Genomic DNA, 18952 nt, shown 5'->3' with positions numbered 1-18952 from the left:
GTCGGACGACTGCATGCTGATCGAACCCCGCGCAGTCGCGTCTCGTCACATGCTGGTCGAGTAGCCGCGGAGCGGCGTATCGAGACCCACCAGCGTCAGAAGACGAGTCTGCAGACCGCCCTGCTGCCGACGGCGAGTCTCGATACGCCCCTGCGGGGCTACTCGACCAGCATGATCTCGCCCCTGCGGGGCTACTCGACCAGCATGATCTCGCCCCTGCGGGGCTACTCGACCAGCATGATGTCGCCCCGCGGGGCTACTCGACCAGCATGACGGGGCGACGCCGCGTCCGTTCCCTCAGCACCGAGCCGCGGATCGACTGAGGCCCGGCAGCCGGCCGAAGGCGGCGACGACGGCGGTCGCGGCGAACGGGAGGACGGCCCCGGCGGCCGCGAGGCCGAGCCCGGGGAGTCTCGTCGCGAGCGCCAGCAGCAGGAGCAGCACCGCGCCCAGCATCAGGGTGCAGAGCGGCCGCGCGAGCAGCAGCTGCGCGGTGGTGCGCAGCTGCCAGCGCGTCCGCTCCGCGAAGTGCGCGCGGACCACCCAGAACTCCACGGCGAACACCGCGAAGAGGGCTGAGACCACGAGGAGGACACCGGTCACCGCGACGCCGAGGCCGTCGACCTCGACGCCGCCGAGGATCCGGTGGTCGACCCAGAGGACCGCGCCGACGCCGAGGAGTGCGCAGCCCGGCACGTTCGCGCGCGGGAACTCGTCGCGCCAGAACCGCGCGAACAGCGAGACGGTCTGCCGGAGCGACCACGGACCGTCCGGGTCGAGCAGCCGGGCGCGGTGCACCGCGTGCGCGGCGGCCACCGCAGGGAAGAACCCGGCGACCACCGCGCCGCGCAGCGTGAAGAGCAGCATCGCCGCCGAGACGACCAGCACGAGCAGCACGACCCGGCAGGCCGCCTCGTAGCGCTCGGCGAGCGACGCCATCAGCCCTTCACCGCCCCGACCAGCACGCCCTTGTCGAAGTAGCGCTGCAGGAACGGGTAGAGCACGAGCAGCGGCAGCGTCGAGACGATGATCACGCCGTACTTGATCTGGTCCGCGGTCTCCTGCAGCTGCTGCGCGGACTGCCCGCCGCTGCCGCCCTGGCCCGCGACCGACTGGTTCGCGAGCAGGATGCTCTGCAGCACGTTCTGCAGCGGTAGGAGCGAGGCGTCGCGGACGAAGACCAGGCCGGTGAAGTAGTCGTTCCAGTGCCCGACGAAGTAGTACAGCCCGATCACGGCGATGATCGCGGCGGAGAGCGGGAGCACGATCCGCAGAAAGAAGCCGAGGTAGGTCACCCCGTCGATGCGGGCCGCGTCGTGCAGCTCCTCGGGTATCGAGGTCTCGAAGAACGACCGGGCGATGATCAGGTTGAAGACGCTGAGGGCACCCGGGAGCACGAACACCCACATCGAGTTCAGCAGCCCGAGATCGCGGTAGAGCAGGTAGTTCGGGATCAGTCCGCCGGAGAAGAACAGCGTGACCGCGAACACCAGCAGCAGCACCCGCCGCGGACGGAACTCGGGCCGGGAGAGCGCGAACGCCGCCGGGATCGTGACGAGCAGGTTCAGCGCCGTCCCGAGGACGGCGTAGACGACGGAGTTCCGGTAGCCGTTCCAGATCCGCTCGTCCTGCAGCAGCCGCTCGTAGCCCGAGAGCCGGAACCCCTCCGGGATCAGCGTGAGCCGCCCCGAGGAGACCGCACCCGGATCGGAGAACGACGCCACCACGATGAACCAGAGCGGGTAGAGCACGGCGAGCACGACGATCGCGATCAGGAGGCCGGCGACGGCGTCGATCACCCGGTCGAGCGGCCGCTTCGGCACCGTCCGGCGCCGTCGGCGCGGCAGAAGGGGTGCGCCGCCGCCGGCTCGGGCGTCGGCGACGGCGAGGCCGCGGGTGTCCGGTGCAGGGGTCATGGACGTCCTCTCCCTCGGGGTCCAGGGGTCCCAGCGGCGGGTCGCCCCTCCGCGCTCCGACGACCCTCCGCGCTCGGAAGACCCTCCGCGCTCAGAAGACACTGGAACCCGTGGCGCGCTTGGCGAGCTGGTTGGCCACGATCAGCAGGGTGAAGTTGATCACCGTGTTGAAGAGGCCGATGGCGGTGGAGTAGGAGAACTGATTGCTGAGAATGCCGATCTTGTAGGTGTAGGTCGCGATGACCTCCGCGGAGGACAGGTTGAGCGAGTTCTGCATCAGGTAGACCTTCTCGAAGCCGACGCTCAGCACCGACCCCATGTTGAGGATGAGCAGGATGGCCGCGGTCGGCAGGATCGTGGGGATGTCGACGTAGCGGATGAGCCGGAGCCGCCCGGCGCCGTCGATCTTCGCGGCCTCGTAGAGCGACGTGTCGACGGTCGAGAGCGCGGCGAGGTAGATGATCGCGTTCCAGCCGCAGTGCTGCCAGACCTCGCTCATCCAGTAGATCGCCGAGAAGGCGTCCGGCTCGGCGAGGAGGTTCTGACCCGGCAGGAACCGGCCGAGGAGCCCGTTCTCGGGCCGCAGGAAGATGTTGATCATCGCGACGATCACCACGACCGAGATGAAGTGCGGCATGTAGGTGATCGTCTGCACGAAGCTCTTGAGGCGACCGGCGCTGATCTGGTTGATCAGCAGCGCCAGCACGATCGGGGCGACGAACCCCATCGCGAGCGTCCAGAGGCTGATCTGCACGGTGTTCAGCACGATCGTCGAGAAGAGCGGCGACTCGAAGAACTGCACGAAGTAGTCGAGGCCGACCCACTCCCCGCCGCTGAGCCCGCGCGCGGGGACGTAGGTCCGGAAGGCGAGCTGGAGCCCGTACAGCGGCACGTAGGCGAAGACGGCGGTGAAGACCAGCGCCGGCAGCACCATCAGCCAGAGCTGCCACTGGTTCCGCACGCTGCGGAGGGCGCGCAGCGGCCGGGGCGGGGCCGGGAGCGGCGCCCCCGCGGCCGGGGCGAGGGGCGCCCCGGCCGCCGACGAGTCGAGTGCCGTCCGCGTCATGACGCCGCGGTCGCGAGGTCGTAGGCCTTCTGCCAGAGCTCGACGTTCTGCACGAGGCCGATCGACTCGAGCTGGGCGACGTACTCGTCCCAGTCCTCGTCGACCCCGCCCTCCGCGATCCACTGCGACGTCTTCTGCAGCGCGTAGTTGAGCACGGCGGTGTCGTTGTTGGCGGCGGTGATCGCGTCCTCGGCGGACAGCCGGACGTAGTCGGGCATCAGGTCGCGCACGTGGTCGTAGTGCGAGTACTGCTCGGTGTAGACGTCGTCCACCTCACGGAGATCGTCGCGGTTCCAGTCCCCGTTCAGGGTGACCGAGTCGGGGATCCAGCCGGCCAGGCGGTCGGCGAGCGCCGGGTCGCGACCGTCCGCGACGGCGGCCCGGTACGCCTCGGTGACCGAGTACGTGCCGTCGCCGTCGTCCGTGACGAACTCGGGGATCGATCCGGTGAACTGCTGGATCGAGTACTTCTCGCTGTAGAGGGCGTCGACCACCTTCCACACGCACTCGTCGCCCGCCGCGGCCGCCGAGACGGCGAGCTTCCCGCCCTCGAACTCGTTGTCCGAGCCGTCCCAGACCACGTCCTCGGCGGACATGCTCGCGGAGGCGGCGGGAGCGGGCATCGCCACGTACTGGTCGCGGAGATCTCCGAAGTCGGCGAGCGACCAGCCGAAGATCAGGCCGATCTGCGCGGTCTCCCCGTCCCCCGCCTGAGCGGCGTAGTACGCCGAATCGTCCTTGGTGAGCGCGTCGGCCGGGATGAGGCCGGCCGCGAGCAGCTCGTGCAGGTACTCCACCACCCGGCGGTACTCGTCCGAGACGAGGAAGTTGGCGACCCGTCCGCCGGAGACGTGGATCCCCTGCGCCGACGGACCCTTGTTGAACGAGGTCGCGATGCCGGTGGAGTTCAGCAGCAGGAACGGGCTGTACCAGCCGAAGCCGGCCGTCTCGAGGCGGCGGACGTTGAACGGGACCTCGTCCGCCTGCCCGTTGCCGTTCGGGTCCTGCGTCTTGAACGCCTGCAGCACCGTCGTCAGCTCGTCCCAGGTCCGCGGGACCTCGAGGCCGAGGGCGTCGAGCCAGGCCCGGTTGATCATCATGTGCTGGCCGGAGCCGCGATAGCCGCTGCCGCGGGACGAGGAGAGCGAGTGGATCTCGCCCTTCTCGTTCTCGACCAGCCGGCGCGCGTCGGGCTTCTCCTCGAAGAACCGCCGCACGTTCGGCAGGTCGTCCAGGTGCGGCGCGATGTCCTCGAAGAGGCCCGGGTACTGCACCGCGTCGTTCGCGCCGACCGCCCGGAGTGCGATGTCCGGCACGTCCCCCGCGGCGAGCGAGGGGTTCTTCTGCTGGGTCCACGCGGTGTCGTCGATCGTGTTCCAGTTCACCGTGCAGCCGGTCTCCGCCGCGAGCGCCGCGGCCCAGGGGGTCTCGCCGACCGGCACCTGCGCCGTGCTCTGCGCGACGAGGACGTCGACGGCGCCGTCATCAGCGGCCGGACCGCTGTCGGTGCAGGCCGCCAGGCCCGCCGTCAGCGCGAGCGCGGTCGCTCCGGCGAGCGATCGCCGGACCAGGGTGTTCGAGACGAGGGGCATGGTGGTCTTCTCCATCGAAGGGTGAGCGGCAGGGGAACGCGGCAGCCGTGACCGTTCACGTGAACGGTCACGGACGACGAGTGCCCACACGCTAAGCTGGCGGCCGTCGACCTGTCAAGGCAGCTGTCGCCGAAGACGCGAGGCGCTGTCGCCATATGCGTGTTGCCAGACGAGACTGAGAGAAGGAGGGCCGCTGTGGACCGCTCCGGCGAACCGCCGATGCCCCCTCGTCCACCGAGAGACCTGCCGGTTCGCCGCGCCACCATCCGCGACGTCGCCCGCGAGGCCGGCGTCTCGCGGCAGACCGTGACGCGCGCGATGAACGGCATGTCCGAGATCAGCGCCGCCACCCGCGAGCGCGTGCTCGCCGTGAGCGAGGCCCTCGGCTACGTCCCCAGCCGGTTCGCCGCCAACATGGCCCGGCAGAAGAGCATCGCGGTCGGCCTCGTGATCACCTCGCTGCGGAACCCGTACTACACCGACCTCGCCGCCGACCTGCTGGAGGAGTTCGCCGTGCGCGGCTGGCAGGTCGTCGTCGTCGCCGAGACGAACGAGTCCGAGGAGCAGATCGTGGCGGACCTGGCCACCCAGGTCGACGTCATCGTCGGCTATCTCGCCCGGGAGAGCCTGGAGTCGATCCGCCGGGCGGCGCGCGGGGTGCCGGTCCTGCTGATCGAGCGAGACGACGAGCTGCCCGGCGTGCACGCCATCGCCGTGGACTTCGCACCCGGGATGCGCGCGCTGGTCGACGGGCTGCGCGAGCGCGGGGCGCGCACCATCGGGATGCTCGACCACGCCGAGCCCGACGAGTACGCCCCGAGCGCGCGCCGGCTGCGATTCGAGGAGTGCCTCGCGCCCGGCGAGGCCGCGCTCGTCGCGACCGGCGGCGACACCATCGCCGGCGGAGCCGACGCCTTCGGCGAGCTGCTGGCCGCGCACCCCGAGGTCGACGCCGTCATCGCGTTCAACGACATGATGGCGCTCGGCGCCCTGCAGCGGGCGAGCCGCCTCGGGCTCGAGGTGCCGCGCGACGTCCGCATCGCGGGGATCGACGGCCTGAGCCTGGGCGCGGCGATGCTCCCGAGCCTGACCTCGCTCACCATCGATCGCGCGCTGATCGCCCGGGCGACGGCGCTCCGGCTGGCGGAGCTGCTGTCCCCCGCCGGCGCGATCCCGGGCGGTGCGGGTGCCGCGGGTCCGATGACCGTCGTCACGCCGTGGCCGGAGTGGCGGGACAGCGCATGAGGATCACCGCTCCGGCCCCCCGCTGGCACCGGCCGCGGGAGCGCGCCCTAGCCGACGGCCGTCGGCCGGTCAACGCGGTCATCCCGATCCGCTCCGCTCCGTACGCTGAGGATCCGGGCCGAGAGGCCCCACGAGACGGGGGAACCATGCTGCAGGTGACGGTGTCCGAGCGGACGTACCTCCTCGCCGCGGACGCGACGATGGAGCGGACCAAGCAGGACGTGCTCGAGGCGATGCGCACCGCCCCGGCCTTCCTGTCCCTCACGACGGTGCTCGGCGGGCGGGTCGAGGTGCTGCTGACCGCGGCCAGCTCGGTCGTGCTCGAGCTGCACGACGAGGCCCCGCTCCCGACGGCCCCGCACGGCGACGCGGCGCCGGACTACGACGACCTCTACGGCGTCGACTACCTCTGACCCGAGGGCGTGTCGGAGGTCGGTCGTAGACTGACCTCCCCATGCGCAGACACAGCCTGACCCCGCGTCCCGACTGGCGAGCCCGCTGCGACGAGGTCGGCTTCAGCTTCTACGACCTCCCCTCGGACGGCGGCCGGCCCTACTGGAACGAGTCGGCGGCCTACGGCTTCGCGCTCGCCGAGATCGAGCTGCTCGAGACGGCGACCCAGGAGCTCTTCGACCGCTGCATGGAGGCCTGCGAGCACGTCGTCCGCACCGGCCGCCTCGCGGAGTTCGGCATCCCGGAGCGCTTCCACGAGCTGGTCCGCACCTCCTGGGACGAGGACGACCCCACGGTCTACGGGCGGTTCGACCTCGCCTACGACGGCGAGGGCGCGGTGAAGCTCCTCGAGTTCAACGCCGACACCCCGACCTCGCTGGTCGAGACGGCCGCCGCGCAGTGGCAGTGGCTGGAGGAGACGCGCGGCCCCGAGGCCGACCAGTTCAACGGCCTGCACGAGCAGCTCGTCGAGCAGTGGCGGCACCTCCGCGTCGACCGCTGGCAGCTGGACGAGGGCGCACGGCTGCACCTCGCCTCGCTGCACGACTCCGGTGACGGCGAGCTGATCGTCGAGGACGCGGACACCGTGGCCTACATGGCCGAGACCGCGGCGCAGGCGGGCTTCGACCCGAAGCTGATCTTCGTGGAGGACATCCGCTACGAGCTCGACGGCGCCGGCTTCCTCGACGCCGACGGCGAGCCGATCCGGCGGATCTTCAAGCTCTACCCCTGGGAGTGGATGCTCGGCGAGCAGTTCGGCGGGCTCCTGCTCGACCGGCGGGAGCGCACCCGCTGGGTCGAGCCGGCCTGGAAGCTGCTGCTCAGCAACAAGCAGCTGCTCGTGGTGCTCTGGGAGCTGTTCCCGGGCCATCCGAACCTGCTCCCGGCCGCCGTCGAGCCGCTCGTCGGCACGGCGCAGGTGCGCAAGCCCCGGCTCGGCCGCGAGGGCGCGAACGTCACGATCCTCGATGCCGACGGCGCGGTCGTCGCGGAGAACGGCGGCGCCTACGGCGAGGAGGGCTTCGTGCACCAGGCCCGGGCCGATCTCGCCCGGATCGACGGCCGGACGGTCGTGATCGGAAGCTGGATCGTCGGCGAGACGCCGGCCGGCATCGACGTGCGCGAGACCGGCGGACCGATCACCGGCGACCTCGCGGAGTTCGTGCCGCACTTCATCGAGGAGGGCCGGACCCCCCGCGACGAGCCCCTCTTCGGCCGCCCCGAGCACGGCCGACCCCAGGACGCGCGGGAGAACCGCCCGCAGGACGAGGAGACCCGATGACCACCCCCGACGACCACACCGAGAACCGCCCCCAGGACGCTCCGCAGGACTCCCCCGCCGGCGACCCGGGCACCACCCGCACCCGCCGCCGGTCCGGCGACGTCGGCATCAGCGGCATCGCCTCGAAGCGGCGCGGCCTCGTCATCGGCGGCGTCGTCGCCGTCGGCGTGCTCGGGCTCGCGGTCGCGCTGAACTCCGCGAACCCCTCCGCCGACGGCGTGGTCACCACCGGCGCCGACGGCCAGGACTACGTCATCCCCGAGAACGCCGAGCGCCCGGTCTACGCCAGCCGCGAGGACTGCCTGGCGGACGTCCGCGAGCAGATCGCGCAGCTGCAGGCCCAGGGCGAGGAGGTCGGCGACGATCCGGAGCAGCTCTGCGAGGCGACCGACGAGTACCGCGGGCACTACGCCGGCGGCTTCTGGGTCGGCCCGCTGATCTTCGCGTCGTCGCGCTGGAACTCGACCCGCGCCACCAGCTGGGCCCCGGTCACGAGCGGCGGCTTCGCGGCGCGCGGGGCGACCCAGCCCGACGTGGTGCAGAAGGCGCCGGCCGGAGCGACTCCCGGCTCGAAGGCCACCCTCGCGGGCGGCTTCGGCGGCACGGGCAAGTCCGGCTTCGGCTCGCACGTCGGCGGCTGAGCAGCACCTCCGAGGGGAGGCGCCTCAGCGGCGGGCGTCGCGGAGCTGGTCGAGTGCGGCCCGCACGTCGCGCCGCACGTCCTTGTCCGGGTCGCGGACCATCGAGGTCAGCGTCTGCTCGACGCTCGCCGCGAACTCGCCCTTCGCGTCGCGCCCCGAGCCGATCCCGGCGACCGCGGCGGCGACGAGCGCCCGCGCACCGGCCGCGCGGACGCGCGCGTGCTCATCGGTGGTGAGCCGCGCCAGCTTCTTCTGCCCGCCGAGGACCCGCTCGGCGCAGACCCGGGCGCACATCTCGCGCACGCGCCAGGCCGGGTTGGCCAGCCCGGCGAGGACCGCGTCGGCCGCGGTGTCGTCCCAGACGTAGAGCAGGGCGCGCGCGCCCCACAGCTCCGGCCAGTACAGCGAGGGCGCGCCCTGCAGGACGCCCGCCGCGTGCTCGCCGCCGACGGTGAGCAGGAAGGCCTCGCCCTCGTAGCCGCCGGTGAGCAGCGCGGCCGAGCGCAGGGCGACCGCGCGCTCGCCCTCGCGGGCGACCTGGGCGCGCAGGCGCTCCTCGAGCGGATCGGTGAGGGTGACGGAGGGTTCGCTGTCGGATGCCATAGCGCCACCAGCGTAGTCGGGGCGCCGTCGTCCCCGGCGAGGGGGATGCGGCCGCCCGGTCGGCGTCGCTAGCGTGCAGGGATGTCACGAATCACGCGCCACGGCGCTCCCGCGCGCTTCGGCGCCGCCGCCACCACTGCCACCGCCGCCGCCCTCCTCGTCCTCCTCGCCGGCTGCTCCTCCCCCGCCGGCAGCGACTCCGAATCCGGCAGCGACGCCGACACCATCGACACGGCCGCCGCGACCGGCGACACGATCACCGGCGACGGCTACTCCTACTCCGTGCCCGAGGGCTGGGGCACCCCCGACGCCGACCCCGCGAGCATGGGCGCGGACACCCTCGCCGCCGACCTCACCGACACCGACGGCTTCGCCGACAACGTGAACGTCGTCCTCAGCCCCGCCGGCGAGGTCTCCGCCGAGCAGGTCGAGGACGCCGGGGTCACCGAGCTCGAGAACGCCGGGGCGACCGACGTCGAGGCGAACGACCGCGTCGTCGTCGCCGGAGCCGAGTCCGCGCACCTCAGCGCGAACCTCAGCGCGTCGGGCACCAGCTACGCCGTCGAGCAGTACTACGTCACCGACGAGGGCCAGACCTACGTCGTCACCTTCTCGTTCAGCCCCACCGTGGACGACGACCAGCGCGAGGCCGTCGCCGAGTCGGTGCTCGCCTCCTGGGCCTGGGCCTGATCCTGACGTGAGCCTGCTCCGGCCGCCGCCTCAGCCGCGCGGCCGGAGCAGGAAGTCGACGTGCCCGAGCACGGACGCCGCGACGAGCGGCCGACGCCCGACGACGGGCAGGATGATCGCCCCGAGGATCGAGAGCCCGAGCTCGTCGACCGGGGCGTCGGCCGGGAGCTGCCCCGCCTCGACCGCCTTCGCGAAGCGGTCCGAGAGCGTCTGGTCGACGCCGAACGCGCGGCCCAGTCGCTCCCCCACCGCGGCGTCCTCGGCACCGGCCGCGATCAGCGAGCGGACCAGCGACGCGCCGGGCTCACTGCCCGCGAGCTCCAGGATCGGCGCGAGCCACGCCCCGAGATCGCGGCGGAGGTCGCCGGTGTCCGGGAGCTGCACCTCGATCGCGACGAGCCGGCCCTCGATCATGCAGTCCGCGATCAGCGCGCCGCGCGAGGGCCACCACCGGTAGACGGTCTGCTTGGAGACCCCGGCGTCCTTCGCGATGCCCTCCATCGTGAGGTGGTCCCAGCCGCGCTGAAGGAACAGCCGGGCGGTCGCCTCGAGGACCGACTCGCGTGCCGCGGCGCTGCGGACCGGTCCGCTCCGGTGCTCCGTCATGCGACGAGCGTACAGCGGCTCTAGACGAGACGTACCGTATGATCTAGCGACCGCTGTCGCCGCTCGCGTCTGAGCACCTCTCGATCGGACATCTCCTTGGCCTCCCTGCTGTTCCGTCTGGGCACCTTCGCCGCTCGCCGCGCCTGGGCGGTGATCGTCGCGTGGGTCGTGATCCTCGGCGTCGCGGTCGGCGCCTTCCTCGCGGTCGGCGGCACGCTCACCAACAGCTTCGACATCCCGGGCACCGCGTCCGGCGCCGTCACCGACCAGCTGGCCGAGAAGCTGCCGGACACCGCCGGCGGCACCGGCACCGTCGTCTACCGCACCGCCGACGGCTCCGCGCTGACGGCGGAGCAGGAGTCGGCGATCTCGGCGCTGGCCGCCTCCGCCGAGGACCTCGAGGGCGTCGCCGCCGTCGTCGATCCGTTCGCCGCGCGCCAGTCTCAGCTCGACGGCGCGCAGCAGCTCGCCGACGGCCGAGCGCAGCTCCAGGCCGGGAAGGAGCAGATCGACGCCGGGCAGGCCCAGCTCGACGCGGGCCAGGCCCAGCTCACGGCGGGCCAGCAGCAGCTGACCGCGGCCCGCGAGCAGGCGGTCGCCGCCGGCGCTCCGGAGCAGCAGCTCGCCGCCCTCGACGCCCAGCAGGCGCAGCTCGACACCCAGCAGGCCGAGCTCACCGCGCAGCAGTCGGCGCTCGACGCCTCGCGCACCGAGCTCGAGGCCGGCGCGGCCCCGCTCGACCAGGGCGAGGAGCTGCTCGCCCTCGCGGACGGCATCGGCGTCGTCTCGGCGGACGGCTCGACCGCCATCGTCAACGTCTCCTTCACCGAGCCGCGCCTGGAGCTCCCGGAGGAGGTCAAGCAGGGCGTCATCGACCACTTCGAGTCCGCACCGGTAGCCGGCGCCGACGTCACGTTCGCGACGGATCTCGCCCAGGGCGTGCCGCAGATCTTCGGCGTCGGCGAGGCGATCGGCCTGGTCTTCGCCGGTGTCGTCCTGATCGTGATGCTCGGCTCGCTCGTCGCCGCCGCGCTCCCGATCGTCACCGCCCTGGTCGGCGTCGGCGTCGGCGTCACCGCCTCGCTCTCCTTCTCGGGCGTCATCGACATGGCCTCGGTCACCCCGGTCCTCGGCGTGATGCTCGGCCTCGCGGTCGGCATCGACTACTCCCTCTTCATCGTCAACCGGCACCGCAAGCAGCTGCTCTCGGGCGTCGAGGTGCGCGAGTCGATCGGCCTGGCCAACGGCACCTCCGGCACCGCCGTCGTCTTCGCCGGCTCGACGGTCGTCGTCGCGCTGCTCGCCCTCAACGTCACCGGCATCCCGTTCCTCGGCCTGATGGGGACGGTCGGCGCGGTCTGCGTCGCGGTCGCCGTGCTGATCGCGGTCACGCTCGCCCCGGCGATCCTCGGCCTGCTCGGCACCCGGCTCCTGCGTAAGAAGGCCCGCTCGGCCGTCGTGCACCACGCGGCGGTGAGGACGGTCGCGCCGATGTCGACCCTGCGCGCGGTCCTCACCGTCGTCGGCACCGTCGCCGTGCTGCTCGTCATCGCGATCCCCGCGCTCTCGATGCGCCTCGGCCTGCCGGACGGCGCCAGCGAGCCCGAGGGCTCGACCAGCGCCCGCACCTTCGAGATCGTCGGCGACGAGTTCGGCGCCGGCGCGAACGGCCCCCTGCTCGTCACCGCGTCCGTCCCCGGCGGGGTCGCCGACGACGCGCTCCTCGCCACCCAGGTCGACGTCGCCCGGACGATCGCCGAGCAGGACGACGTCGTCGCCGTGGCGCCCGTCGCCGCCTCCGACGACGGCACGCTGCTCGCCTTCCAGGTGCTGCCGACCGAGGGCCCGAACAGCTCCTCGACCGAGGCCCTCGTGCAGGATCTGCGCGCGCTGCCCCCGGTGGACGACGACATCGTCCTCGGCGTCGCGGGCCAGGCGGCCACCAACATCGACATCTCCGAAGGGCTGAACGACGTCCTGCCGACCTACCTCGCGGTGGTCGTCGGCCTCTCGCTGCTGATCATGATCCTGGTGTTCCGCTCGCTGCTCGTGCCGCTGATCGCGACCGGCGGCTTCATCCTGTCGCTGTTCGCGACCTACGGGCTGATCGTCGCGGTCTTCCAGTTCGGCTGGGGCGCCGACCTGATCGGCCTGCACTCGACCGGGCCGATCCTGAGCTTCCTGCCGGTGATCCTGGTCGGCATCCTGTTCGGGCTGGCGATGGACTACCAGCTCTTCCTCGCCTCGGGGATGCGCGAGGCCTACGTGCACGGGGCGAACGCCCGCCTCGCCGTCGCGCAGGGCTTCCAGGCCGGCAAGGCGGTCGTGATCGCCGCGGCGCTGATCATGGTCGCGGTCTTCGGCGGCTTCATCTTCTCGGAGTCGACCATCATCCGCTCGATGGGCTTCGGCCTGGCCTTCGGCGTCCTGCTCGACGCGTTCGTCGTCCGGATGCTGCTGATGCCGGCGCTGATGCACCTGCTCGGCCGCTCCGCCTGGTGGCTGCCCCGCTGGCTCGACCGACTCCTGCCGGACGTCGACCTCGAGGGCGCCGCGCTCGAGCGCAGCCACCCGCACCCGCACGCCTGAGCCCCGCGGCTAGATTGGCGGGATGACTGCCGCTCCGGACTCCCGCGCCTGGCGGCGGTCGCCCGCCACGCCCGACCAGCGCCGGGCCGACGTCGCGACCGCCGCCGTGCTCTTCGGCGCCGCCGTGCTCTCGCTGGTGCTCGGCCGCGCGATCGGGCTGTTCACCGATCCCGCGTCGCCCGCGCTGAGCGCCGCGGTGCTCGCCGTCGTCATCCTCCCGCTCGCGTTCCGGCGGACGGCGCCCGTCGCGGTGCTCGCCGTCATCGGGGCCGCGTTCCTGCTGGTCGGCGAGCTGAAGGTGCCCGAGCTGACGATCAGCAACATCGCGCTGTTCATGGCGCTGTACAGCGTCGGCGCCTGGGAGCAGAACCGGACGCGGGCGGGCTGGGCGCGCGGCGTGCTGGTCGCCGTGATGGGCGTCTGGCTGCTGATCACCTTCTTCCGCGCGAGCACGCAGGACCTCGACTTCGAGGGAGCCGGGATCGGCGCGCTCACCCCGATCGCGGCCTACATGCTCCAGCAGATCCTGATCAACGTCCTCTACTTCGCCGGCGCCTGGTGGTTCGGCGACCACGCCTGGGCGTCGGCCCGCCAGCGCGCCCTCACGGACCTGCGCACCCGCCAGCTCGAGGAGGAGCAGTCGACCGTCGCCCGCCAGGCGATCACCATCGAGCGCCTGCGGATCGCGCGCGAGCTGCACGACGCGGTCGCCCACCACGTCTCGCTGATGGGGGTCCAGGCCGGAGCGGCGCGGATGCTCGTCGACGCCGACCCGGCGAAGGCGCACGAGCAGCTCCAGGCGCTGGAGGGCACCTCGCGTGCGGCGGTCGGCGAGCTCTACCAGCTGCTCGGCACTCTCCGCGACGAGGAGTCCGCGCTCGACCCGGTCACGGCCTCGCTCGATCTGGACGCGCTGCCGGCGCTGGTCGCGGACGCCGAGGCCTCGGGTCTGCGGGTTTCGCTGGAGGTGGTCGGCGAGCCCGTCGAGCTCCCTGCACTCGTGGGGCTGAACCTCTACCGCATCGCGCAGGAGTCGCTCACCAACGTCCTCAAGCACGCCGGTCCGGGCACCCGGGCGCGCGTCCACCTGCGTTACGAGGGCGACTCGGTGGAGCTCGAGGTCGTCGACGACGGACTCGGGCGCCCCGGTCCGCGCCGGCAGAGCGGGGGGCTCGGCCTGCTCGGGATGCGTGAGCGAGCGGCGACGCTCGACGGGACTCTCGAGGCGGGGGCGCGCACCGGCTCCGGCTGGGTCGTGCGCGTCGCCGTGCCCCTGGCGGTGCGGGCATGAGCGGCGGTCCGGGCGTGAGCGGCGGCACGAGCGGCATCCGCGTCGTCCTCGTCGACGACCACGCGCTGATGCGGCAGGGCATCCGCACGATCCTCTCGCTGCAGGCCGGCATCGAGGTCGTCGGCGAGGCGTCCAGCGGCGAGGAGGCCGTCGAGGTGGTCGCGCGCACCCGGCCCGACGTCGTCTGCATGGACGTGGAGATGCCCGGCATCGGCGGTCTCGAGGCGACCCGGCGGATCCTCGCGGAGCCCGGTTCGACCGTCCAGGTGCTCGTGCTGACGACCTTCGAGCGCGAGGACTACCTGCTGGCGGCCCTGGAGGCGGGCGCCAGCGGCTTCCTGCTCAAGAACTCGCCGCCGGAGCGCCTCGTCGCCGGCGTCCGCGCGATCGCCGCGGGCGACGCCCTGCTCGCGCCCGAGCTGACCCGCGCGGTGATCGAGCGCGCCGTCGCCCGCGAGCGGGACCGTGCTCCGCTCGCCGCCCCCGGCGCGGCGCCCGAGAACCTGACCGTCCGCGAGACCGAGGTGCTCCGCCTGCTCGCGCAGGGTCTCTCCAACGACGAGATCGCCGAGCTGCTGGTCGTCGGTCGCGCGACGGTCAAGACCCACGTGTCGAACGTGCTCACCAAGCTCTCCCTCCGCGACCGCGTCCAGGCCGTCGCCTTCGCCTACCGCTCCGGCCTGGTCGACCCGCGGCGGCCGCCGGAGGCTCCTCCGTCCTGAGGCGGAGACGGCCGTTCACCCCCGCGCCGGAGGTGCCGATGACGCGCCCTCCGTAGCGTGGAGGGGTCAGTCGGATCCGAGGAGGTCGCATGCTCAGCGTGCAGAACATCAGTCGCAGCTTCGGTGCCCATCGCGCCGTCGACGACGTCAGCTTCGATGTCGGGCGGGGCCGGCTCACCGGGTTCGTCGGCGGCAACGGCGCCGGCAAGACCACGACCATGCGGATGATCCTCGGCGTCCTCCGGCCGGACTCCGGCGAGGTGACCCTGGACGGCGCGCCGGTCGGCCAGGCCGCGCTGCACGGCTTCGGCTACATGCCCGAGGAGCGCGGCCTCTACCCGAAGATGGAGATCGGCGAGCAACTCGCCTACCTGGCCCGGCTGCACGGCATCGACAAGGCCACCGCCGTCCAGCGGGCGGACGACCTGCTCGAGCGCCTCGGCCTGATCGAGCGCCGCCGCGACAAGCTCGAGGCGCTCTCGCTCGGCAACCAGCAGCGCGTGCAGGTGGCGGCCGCCCTCGTGCACGACCCGGACGTGCTGATCATGGACGAGCCGTTCTCCGGGCTCGACCCGCTGGCCGTCGACGACGTCGTCACGGTCATCGCCGAGCACGCCGCCCGGGGCATCCCGGTGCTGTTCTCCTCGCACCAGCTGGACGTGGTCGAGCGGCTCTGCGACGACCTGGTGATCATCGCCGGCGGCCAGGTGAAGGCCGCGGGCGAGCGCGAGGCGCTGCGCGAGCAGTACTCCGGCGACCGCTGGTCGCTCGAGACGGACGGCGACGCGGGCTGGGTCCGCGGCGTCCCCGGTGTCGAGGTGGCGGAGCTGGCCGGCACGTCGGTGCTCTTCCATGCGGACCGGGCGGCGGCCGACGCCGTGCTGCGTTCCGCCGTCGAGCGCGGCACCGTGGCGTCGTTCCGGCCGGTGCGGCCGACCCTCGGGGAGATCTTCCGGGACATCGTGGTGAGCGCGCCTGCGGGCGCCGAGAAGAAGACGGAGGCGGTCCGATGACGACGAGCAGCACGAGGAGCGCGACCGGTGCCGGTACCGGTGCCCCGGACGGCCGGCTGAGCACCTGGGGCGCGACGCTCCTGGTCGCCGAGCGCGAGATCCTCTCCCAGATCCGGTCGAAGGCGTTCCTGGTCTCGACGGTCATCACGCTCGTGCTGGTGATCGGCGGCATCGTGCTCGGCAACGTGCTGAGCAGCCGCACCGCCGACGCGACCCCCGTCGCGGTCGTCGGCTCCGCGGCGTCCGCGCTGACCGCCGCCGACGCCCTCGACGTCACCGAGGTCGGGAGTGTCGCGGAGGCGGAGGAGCTGGTGCGCGCCGGCGACGTCGACGCCGCGCTCGTCCCGAGCGACGACGCCATCGGCTTCTCGGTGCTCGCTCTCGACGAGGCGCCGGAGGGCCTGGTCGCGGCGCTCTCCGTCAGCCCCGCGGTCGAGCTGCTCGAGCCCTCGCAGACGCCGTCGGGCCTGCGCACGCTGATCGGACTGGCGTTCGGGCTGGTGTTCATGCTCGCCGTGCTGGGCTCGGGCGCGACCATCATGCAGAACACGGTGCAGGAGAAGCAGTCGCGCATCGTCGAGATCCTGCTCGCCGCGGTGCCCGCCCGGGCGCTGCTGGCCGGCAAGATCCTCGGCAACTCGGTGATCGGCGTCGGCACGGCCGCCGCGATCGCCGCCGCGTCGGCCCTCGGCCTCGCCGTGACGGGGCAGACCGAGCTGCTCGACCTCCTCTCGGCGCCGCTGATCTGGTTCGTCGTGTTCTTCGTCTTCGGCTTCGTCCTGGTCGCGAGCGTCTTCGCGGCCGGCGCCGCGCTCGTCTCCCGCCAGGAGGACACCGGCTCGGTGATGACCCCCGCGATGATGCTCGTGATGGTGCCCTACTTCGGCGTCGTGATCTTCGGCGACAACCCGCTGGTGATGACGATCCTGTCCTACGTGCCCTTCAGCGCCCCCGTCGCGATGCCGGTGCGGCTCTTCTTCGGCGAGGCGGAGTGGTGGGAGCCGCTGGTCTCGCTCGGCCTCCTCGTCGTCGCCACCGCGGCCGTGATGGCCGTCGCCAGCCGCATCTACACCAACTCGCTGCTGCGGATGGGCTCCCGCGTCCGCCTCCGCGACGCCCTGACCGCGAGCTGACCCCGTCGCTTGCCGATCGAGCAGCCCGCGCTTCGGGCACCCCTGCTGATCGAGTAGCCCGCATCGCGGGCGTATCGAGATCCACCAGCGTCGGAACGCGAGTCTGCAGACCCGCCCTGCTGGTGGTGGCGGGTCTCGATACGCCCCTGCGGGGCTGATCGACCAGCATGGAAAAGGGCGCAGCGCGTCCTTTTCCCTCACCACCGAGAAACGAAGAGAAGGCGTCGGGAGACACAGCAAGACCCGCCTGCCCACGTGTGTGGGGCGGGTCCGCTTCTCAAGCCTGACTCAGGCGAGTGGCCGGCTCTGTACCGTGTCGCCGGAGATCGCCGGCACGGCGGACCCGCCAGATCGACTGCATCGTGCCACCGATGGGGCGGTGCCGACCGCGGTGCCCGAGACTTCGGACTTCCAGCGGATGATCGGTGCTCGGCTCCCGCCTGACACGGGCACCGGCGCGATCAGGGAGAGACGATGCCGGACGCTCGACGGGACGATGCACGATTCGAGGAGAGGGCCAGCGCCGAGCGGGGGGTGACGCGCCGGACCGCCGTGGTGGCGGCCGCGTGGACCACTCCCGTGGTCTCGGCCGCCGTGGCGGCGCCGGGCGCGGCCGCCTCCGCACCGGTCCCGGTCGACCAGGGACCCTACGTCGGGCTCTTCCTCATCCCCTGGCGTGCGGGCGAGTTCCGGATCGATCTGCGGGTGGCGCGGAGCGGCGCAGCCGGAGCCCCCGTCGTGCTCGCCGACGAGGCGAGGGTGGACATCGCGTCGGAGCACGACATCGAGAGCTGGTCCGGCGGGGTCGTCGTCGACGGCCCGCGCGCCGGGCACCTCCTGATCCCGGCCGGCGCCTACCCCTCCGGGGGGACTTACACCGGCAAGGACGGAGTGACCCTCCAGGTCGCGAGGATCGTGGGAAGCGGGTACACCAACTTCACCAGGGAACCCCGGGGACGGTTCTCCGTGACGGCGACCGTGACGCGGGGTCGCGTCCACCCGGGCACCGACCCGAAGGCGCAGACCGCGCTCGGCTTCGGGACCCAGACCGTCGGCCTCGTGAACTGAGCGGACGACGTCTCCCCCGCCCGCCGCTCGACCCCGCGCGTCGACGTCCCGGCGCCAGGTTTACCGCATCGCGCCAGCGATTCGGCGGAACCGGACAGGTGACCGACCATTGCGGCATCCGTCCCGAGTCGCGAGCCGAGGGCGCGCGGCACGACGGGTCGCGAGGAGCCGTGCGACCGGAGGGAGATCTCATGTCCGGCAGTCGTTCGGACGGTCCGGGAGTCACCCGCCGCGCCGCAATCGCGATGGCCTGCGCGGCGCCCGTCCTCGCCGCGGCGGTCGGCGCCCCCGGGGCCGCCGCAAGCGCTCCGCGACCCCTCGAGGCCGGACCGTACGTCGGTCTCTTCCTGGACTCCCTGTCCTCGGGGAACTTCATCGTCGAGCTCCGGGCGGCGCGCAGCGGGGCGTCCGGAGCCTCGGTCGAGCTCCTCAGCGACGCCCGCATGGACGTGACCACCGAGCACGACGTCGAGCACTGGTCGGAGTGGCTGGTCGTCGACCACCCGCGCTCCGCCCACCTCGTGGTCCCGGCCGGGAGCTATCGGAGCCGCGGGACGTACACGGACCGGGACGGGCGGGTGATGCAGGTGGCGTCCCTCGGCCCGGGACGGATGTACTGCGCGCTGACGCAGGTTCCCCCGGGCGGCTTCCGAGTCACGGCGACCGTGACGCGAGGCCCGGTCTCTCCCGAGACGACGGGCGAGGCTCCCGCGTTCCTCGGCCTCCCGACCCGGACGATCCTCGTCGACGTCTGAGTGCGGCGACGGCGGGTCTCGATTCGCCCCGTCGGGGCTGCTCGACCAGCGTGGGGAGCGGCTGCACCCCACGGCGGGCTGCCTCGATCCAAGCTGATCAGCCATCCGTGCTGATCGAGTAGCCCGCGCAGCGGGCGTATCGGTGATTGCCTTGGTGTGTCGCGGGGTTCTGACTCGTCTGCGTATCTGACGCCTGGCAGGGCTGTCTGGATCTCGAACTGTCGAACCCCGCGACACCGTAAGCATCCGGTCGGCTGGTCATGACTTGATAGAAGCCTGACCGTCCT

The 18952-nt window shown here is 72.4% G+C and carries 18 protein-coding genes; 12 read left to right on the top strand and 6 right to left on the bottom strand.

The genetic code is table 11. The features are described 5' to 3' along the window. Positions 1–297: 297 nt before the first annotated feature. From EDF45_RS16115 to EDF45_RS16100, 4 genes are all read right to left on the bottom strand, one after another. Positions 298–939, bottom strand: coding sequence for a DUF624 domain-containing protein (locus EDF45_RS16115; RefSeq protein WP_123737141.1), 642 nt, complete (start codon positions 937–939; stop codon positions 298–300). After that, positions 939–1916 carry a carbohydrate ABC transporter permease gene (locus EDF45_RS16110; RefSeq protein ID WP_123737142.1) on the bottom strand — a complete coding sequence of 326 codons (978 nt, stop codon included), beginning with the start codon at positions 1914–1916 and terminating at the stop codon, positions 939–941. The genes EDF45_RS16115 and EDF45_RS16110 overlap by 1 nt, the downstream gene beginning before the upstream one ends. A 91-nt stretch (positions 1917–2007) precedes the next feature. After that, positions 2008–2982 carry a sugar ABC transporter permease gene (locus EDF45_RS16105; protein WP_123737143.1) on the bottom strand — a complete coding sequence of 325 codons (975 nt, stop codon included), beginning with the start codon at positions 2980–2982 and terminating at the stop codon, positions 2008–2010. After that, the gene (locus tag EDF45_RS16100; protein WP_221181142.1) at positions 2979–4574 is read right to left on the bottom strand and encodes an extracellular solute-binding protein; all 1596 of its coding nucleotides are present in this window, start codon (positions 4572–4574) and stop codon (positions 2979–2981) included. The genes EDF45_RS16105 and EDF45_RS16100 overlap by 4 nt, the downstream gene beginning before the upstream one ends. A gap of 219 nt (positions 4575–4793) precedes the next feature. Between EDF45_RS16100 and EDF45_RS16095 the strand changes: the two genes are divergently transcribed. The 4 genes from EDF45_RS16095 to EDF45_RS16080 all read left to right on the top strand — a co-directional run bounded on the left by EDF45_RS16095 (position 4794) and on the right by EDF45_RS16080 (position 8195). Continuing rightward, positions 4794–5819 (top strand): LacI family DNA-binding transcriptional regulator, encoded by a 1026-nt coding sequence (locus EDF45_RS16095; protein WP_148060319.1) that lies wholly within the window; start codon positions 4794–4796, stop codon positions 5817–5819. Positions 5820–5965: 146 nt separating this feature from the next. Then, positions 5966–6232 (top strand): hypothetical protein, encoded by a 267-nt coding sequence (locus EDF45_RS16090; RefSeq protein WP_123445913.1) that lies wholly within the window; start codon positions 5966–5968, stop codon positions 6230–6232. Positions 6233–6273: 41 nt separating this feature from the next. Further along, on the top strand, positions 6274–7554 hold the full coding sequence (locus EDF45_RS16085) for a glutathionylspermidine synthase family protein (protein WP_123737145.1): 1281 nt from the start codon (positions 6274–6276) through the stop codon (positions 7552–7554). Continuing rightward, positions 7551–8195 carry a hypothetical protein gene (locus EDF45_RS16080; protein ID WP_123737146.1) on the top strand — a complete coding sequence of 215 codons (645 nt, stop codon included), beginning with the start codon at positions 7551–7553 and terminating at the stop codon, positions 8193–8195. Before EDF45_RS16085 ends, EDF45_RS16080 begins: the two co-directional genes overlap by 4 nt. 24 nt (positions 8196–8219) lie before the next feature. Here the strand turns inward: EDF45_RS16080 and EDF45_RS16075 are convergent, their stop codons facing one another. Beyond that, entirely contained in the window at positions 8220–8798 is a 579-nt protein-coding gene (locus EDF45_RS16075) for a HEAT repeat domain-containing protein (RefSeq protein ID WP_164874455.1), read from the bottom strand. Positions 8799–8879: 81 nt separating this feature from the next. Between EDF45_RS16075 and EDF45_RS16070 the strand changes: the two genes are divergently transcribed. Next, positions 8880–9488: a hypothetical protein gene (locus tag EDF45_RS16070; RefSeq protein WP_123737147.1), complete on the top strand. Its 609-nt coding sequence runs from the start codon at positions 8880–8882 to the stop codon at positions 9486–9488. A gap of 30 nt (positions 9489–9518) precedes the next feature. Here EDF45_RS16070 and EDF45_RS16065 read toward each other — a convergent pair whose 3' ends face one another. Next, positions 9519–10094: a TetR/AcrR family transcriptional regulator gene (locus tag EDF45_RS16065; protein WP_123737148.1), complete on the bottom strand. Its 576-nt coding sequence runs from the start codon at positions 10092–10094 to the stop codon at positions 9519–9521. A 96-nt stretch (positions 10095–10190) separates the two neighbouring features. Here EDF45_RS16065 and EDF45_RS16060 point away from each other — a divergent pair, with 96 nt between their 5' ends. The 7 genes from EDF45_RS16060 (at position 10191) to EDF45_RS16030 (ending at position 18665) form a co-directional block, all read left to right on the top strand. Continuing rightward, positions 10191–12683, top strand: coding sequence for an MMPL family transporter (locus EDF45_RS16060; protein WP_123737149.1), 2493 nt, complete (start codon positions 10191–10193; stop codon positions 12681–12683). A gap of 22 nt (positions 12684–12705) precedes the next feature. Next, positions 12706–13974 carry a sensor histidine kinase gene (locus EDF45_RS16055; protein WP_123737150.1) on the top strand — a complete coding sequence of 423 codons (1269 nt, stop codon included), beginning with the start codon at positions 12706–12708 and terminating at the stop codon, positions 13972–13974. Beyond that, positions 13971–14696: a response regulator transcription factor gene (locus tag EDF45_RS16050; protein WP_123737151.1), complete on the top strand. Its 726-nt coding sequence runs from the start codon at positions 13971–13973 to the stop codon at positions 14694–14696. The genes EDF45_RS16055 and EDF45_RS16050 overlap by 4 nt, the downstream gene beginning before the upstream one ends. Before the next feature lie 89 nt (positions 14697–14785). Next, positions 14786–15709 carry an ABC transporter ATP-binding protein gene (locus EDF45_RS16045; protein ID WP_123737152.1) on the top strand — a complete coding sequence of 308 codons (924 nt, stop codon included), beginning with the start codon at positions 14786–14788 and terminating at the stop codon, positions 15707–15709. Beyond that, positions 15706–16842: an ABC transporter permease gene (locus tag EDF45_RS16040; RefSeq protein ID WP_123737153.1), complete on the top strand. Its 1137-nt coding sequence runs from the start codon at positions 15706–15708 to the stop codon at positions 16840–16842. Before EDF45_RS16045 ends, EDF45_RS16040 begins: the two co-directional genes overlap by 4 nt. Before the next feature lie 534 nt (positions 16843–17376). Continuing rightward, positions 17377–17910: a hypothetical protein gene (locus EDF45_RS16035; RefSeq protein ID WP_123737154.1), complete on the top strand. Its 534-nt coding sequence runs from the start codon at positions 17377–17379 to the stop codon at positions 17908–17910. 191 nt (positions 17911–18101) lie between these two features. Further along, the gene (locus EDF45_RS16030) at positions 18102–18665 is read left to right on the top strand and encodes a hypothetical protein (protein WP_148060320.1); all 564 of its coding nucleotides are present in this window, start codon (positions 18102–18104) and stop codon (positions 18663–18665) included. Positions 18666–18952 lie beyond the last annotated feature (287 nt).

The organism is Rathayibacter sp. PhB186, from assembly GCF_003751825.1.
In the GTDB taxonomy this organism is placed as follows: Bacteria; Actinomycetota; Actinomycetes; order Actinomycetales; family Microbacteriaceae; genus Rathayibacter; species Rathayibacter festucae.
Note: the sequence above shows the minus strand (reverse complement) of the source record. Positions and strands in the feature narration are given on the sequence as shown.

Excerpts from the sequence above, each read along its gene's own strand:
- EDF45_RS16115 (WP_123737141.1), bottom strand. The coding sequence starts at position 939 with ATGGCGTCGCTCGCCGAGCGCTACGAGGCGGCCTGCCGGGTCGTGCTG.
- EDF45_RS16110 (WP_123737142.1), bottom strand. The coding sequence starts at position 1,916 with ATGACCCCTGCACCGGACACCCGCGGCCTCGCCGTCGCCGACGCCCGA.
- EDF45_RS16105 (WP_123737143.1), bottom strand. The coding sequence starts at position 2,982 with ATGACGCGGACGGCACTCGACTCGTCGGCGGCCGGGGCGCCCCTCGCC.
- EDF45_RS16100 (WP_221181142.1), bottom strand. The coding sequence starts at position 4,574 with ATGCCCCTCGTCTCGAACACCCTGGTCCGGCGATCGCTCGCCGGAGCG.
- EDF45_RS16095 (WP_148060319.1), top strand. The coding sequence starts at position 4,794 with ATGCCCCCTCGTCCACCGAGAGACCTGCCGGTTCGCCGCGCCACCATC.
- EDF45_RS16090 (WP_123445913.1), top strand. The coding sequence starts at position 5,966 with ATGCTGCAGGTGACGGTGTCCGAGCGGACGTACCTCCTCGCCGCGGAC.
- EDF45_RS16085 (WP_123737145.1), top strand. The coding sequence starts at position 6,274 with ATGCGCAGACACAGCCTGACCCCGCGTCCCGACTGGCGAGCCCGCTGC.
- EDF45_RS16080 (WP_123737146.1), top strand. The coding sequence starts at position 7,551 with ATGACCACCCCCGACGACCACACCGAGAACCGCCCCCAGGACGCTCCG.
- EDF45_RS16075 (WP_164874455.1), bottom strand. The coding sequence starts at position 8,798 with ATGGCATCCGACAGCGAACCCTCCGTCACCCTCACCGATCCGCTCGAG.
- EDF45_RS16070 (WP_123737147.1), top strand. The coding sequence starts at position 8,880 with ATGTCACGAATCACGCGCCACGGCGCTCCCGCGCGCTTCGGCGCCGCC.
- EDF45_RS16065 (WP_123737148.1), bottom strand. The coding sequence starts at position 10,094 with ATGACGGAGCACCGGAGCGGACCGGTCCGCAGCGCCGCGGCACGCGAG.
- EDF45_RS16055 (WP_123737150.1), top strand. The coding sequence starts at position 12,706 with ATGACTGCCGCTCCGGACTCCCGCGCCTGGCGGCGGTCGCCCGCCACG.
- EDF45_RS16050 (WP_123737151.1), top strand. The coding sequence starts at position 13,971 with ATGAGCGGCGGTCCGGGCGTGAGCGGCGGCACGAGCGGCATCCGCGTC.
- EDF45_RS16045 (WP_123737152.1), top strand. The coding sequence starts at position 14,786 with ATGCTCAGCGTGCAGAACATCAGTCGCAGCTTCGGTGCCCATCGCGCC.
- EDF45_RS16040 (WP_123737153.1), top strand. The coding sequence starts at position 15,706 with ATGACGACGAGCAGCACGAGGAGCGCGACCGGTGCCGGTACCGGTGCC.
- EDF45_RS16030 (WP_148060320.1), top strand. The coding sequence starts at position 18,102 with ATGTCCGGCAGTCGTTCGGACGGTCCGGGAGTCACCCGCCGCGCCGCA.